The sequence below is a fragment of the Heyndrickxia sp. NPDC080065 genome (genome assembly GCF_050281185.1).
In the GTDB taxonomy this organism is placed as follows: domain Bacteria; phylum Bacillota; class Bacilli; order Bacillales; family Bacillaceae_C; genus Heyndrickxia.
This window is the reverse complement of record NZ_JBNNWS010000044.1, coordinates 1-2,882: the sequence shown is the minus strand read 5'-3', so window position 1 is coordinate 2,882 and position 2,882 is coordinate 1. Positions and strand designations below refer to the sequence as shown.

2 protein-coding genes are annotated in these 2,882 nt (G+C 35.1%); one reads left to right on the top strand and one right to left on the bottom strand.

All coding sequences use genetic code 11. From position 1 onward, the window contains the following. Positions 1–480: 480 nt before the first annotated feature. Positions 481–1,635, bottom strand: a complete 1,155-nt coding sequence (locus ACQKP0_RS25655; RefSeq protein WP_427408646.1) for a CynX/NimT family MFS transporter — start codon at positions 1,633–1,635, stop codon at positions 481–483. Between the two features lie 115 nt (positions 1,636–1,750). Between ACQKP0_RS25655 and ACQKP0_RS25650 the strand changes: the two genes are divergently transcribed. Further along, positions 1,751–2,650, top strand: coding sequence for a LysR substrate-binding domain-containing protein (locus ACQKP0_RS25650; RefSeq protein WP_427408645.1), 900 nt, complete (start codon positions 1,751–1,753; stop codon positions 2,648–2,650). Positions 2,651–2,882 lie beyond the last annotated feature (232 nt).

Below are 2,882 nucleotides of genomic sequence, written 5' to 3'. Positions count from 1 at the left end.
GTGATGAGACACCCCGATCTTGAGGGCTGTTCAAAACAGAAATGGACTGCGAACGCTTAGTCACTCAAGAATCCCACCCGTTACACCGTAAGGTGTAGGGCTTGCGGCTTTAGCCGTGGGAGTCTCAATAAATGAAGATCTACTATACCTTAAAAAGGCTCGTGCTTTCATTAATAAATAATAATATTCCAAAAGATAGGAATAAATTGCGGTTTATTCAGCATTCACTATCCAAAAATCTTAGGGAATAATAAATTACCTAACTAAAAAATAAGACAAATAAAAGCACCTTTTAGTTGAAAAAGGGTACTAAACCATACTAATTCAACGCGAATGTGTTTTTCTATGAGAACAAGATTAAGCTATCTAGTAAAAGTGAGAATGCAGAACTGGCGCGTCTTTCGTTAGTGAGTAAATAGATCGACGATTCTTCATACAGTCAATAAATACGCTTTTCATATTTTTTCCTTCTTTCCATAGTTATTTCATAGAATCATGTTTGGTCTTTGTTTCCATATTTAAAATAATAACTATCATCAATATGATCGTCATTAAGATAACGATTAAAGCTGGAGTAAAGCTATTAAAAACATCTAATGTGAACCCAAATAATAGTGGTCCAATAGCGCCTAATATAAATCCACCGAATTGCATTTGAGCAGACCATGAAGTAACCTCTTCTATGCTATTTGCCTCCTCGATAGGAATGAGTAGTGCTAAAGGAAAAAGACCACCAGCTCCAATTCCTAAAAATATTGTCGCAATCCATGGTGAGAAATGTCCCATTAATAGAACCAGTCCAATTAACTCGGAAAAACTGCATATTAGCAACCACATTTTTCTACTCCTTGTTTTGGCAACGAGTAAAGGAATTGAAAAACTAACCGGTATTTGAATAATCGTAAATAGCGTGAGAATTAGCCCTGATTGAGTATGACTCATTCCCATTGATTGGACAAAAGGAGCCAACCAAGCTGTGATGGAATAAAATATTGCCGCCATACAACCAAAAAACAACATAAATAAATAGACTCGTTTATTTGTAATCCGTAGAGACGATGTTGTTGTCATTACATTTTTGGCTTTTTCTGTGATTAAAAGCGGAAGAACTAATAAAGCTGCGATCAACGCTAAAATACTCCAAACACTTAATGCTATTTGCCAAGACTCGTTTAATAGGTTGAATAATGGTATTGTGAAGCTTGTTGCAATCGATGCACCGATTACCATGGATACAGAATAAACACTGGTAACACTAAGTTTTCCAGGGAAGTACTTCTTGATAAATCCTGAAATAAGTGGTCCTGCTATCCCTATTCCAATACCAGTAAACAATGAAGTAGCGATCAATAACCAACTATTCATAAGAAATCCTCGAGAAAGTGTCGCTATAAAAATCAGAACCATTGCTAAAAGTAAAGACTTTTCAATCCCAAGACGATTGTTTAAACGGATGGAAAAGATTGCAAATAGCCCCATGCAAAATACAGGAAGTGAAGTAATTAAGCTAGCTGCAACCCCATTCATTCCTAAATCAGTTTGTATAACATCAAGCAGAGGGCCTACAGATGTAATGGATGGTCTTAAGTTGAGCGAGAGAAAAAAGATTACCAAAATAAGATAGATAAAACGCATAAAATTTTCTCCTTTCCATATTGTTAAACTTAGTGTAATCTCAAAACAACAATAGAACAATTCTATTTTTTCTATACAAACAATAGTATCAGCCTATATAAAAGGAGGAGAATTAATGGAGCTTAGACAATTACAATATTTCCTTATGCTATGTAATGAACTTCACTTTTCTGAAGCTGCTTTTAAACTGGGAATTTCCCAACCAACATTAAGTCAGCAAATACGTGTAATAGAAGATGAAGTTGGTGTGCCATTATTTGATCGGATAGGGAAAAAGACAGTAAAAACCGAAGCTGGAGCTATCCTCGAACGTTATGCTTTAGAAGTTTTTCGACAGCTTGATAATGCAAAAGAAGCCATTGCAGATCTGACAGATTTACATGCAGGAAACATACGATTGGCTGTATTACCATCCGACCTAGATTATCGGTTAACACCCTTGTTAGTTGATTTTCATAAAGAGTTTCCTAATACGAAAGTTCAAGTAATCCCATCTATTGATATTTTAAACAAAGTACTAAACAATGAAGTAGATATTGGTGTGGGTTTAGCGATGAACCCTGATAGTCGTTTACATCAGATTCATTTTTATACGGAAACATATAGCCTTTATGTTCATAAAGATCATGAATTGGCTAATAGGAAAATTATCTCTCCTAAAGATTTGATTGGTATTCCTTTAGTGATGTATCCTAAGGGCTTTTATGGACGTGAATTAATTGATACATGGTGTAAAGAACAAGAACTATCAATTAAAACAATTATGGAAACGGGATCAGCTACTTCTTTGTTTCAGCTTGTAAAAGAAGGAATCGGGGCTACAATTCAACCAAGTCAATTAATTGATAGCTTTCAGTCGTTAGGAATTCGTACGATTCAAATCAAGGGCTCACCTATCAGGAAATTAGAACTTTTCTACAGAGATAATAAGTATTTAAGCTTAGCTGCTAGAACATTCATGGAAAGGCTAGAAATGTTTTTCCATCACAGAACAACGGGAGAAAAACCAAACTAAAAATAGCTTTTTGAAAGGGAAAACGGCGGCTTTGAATTGTCTTATTTTCAAAACCGCCGCTTGTATCTTAGTTGTATATAGTTTTACATTCCAAACAAATAACGGTTTTAGGTTGTATCAGTAAGTGAAGAAATGTGCTGTGCGAAACGTTTCCTTATAAGTGCCAATGCACGAAATAGGAGAATTGCCTAAATGCAATTACAACTGATTAATCGAAACTCGGAATGAAAGC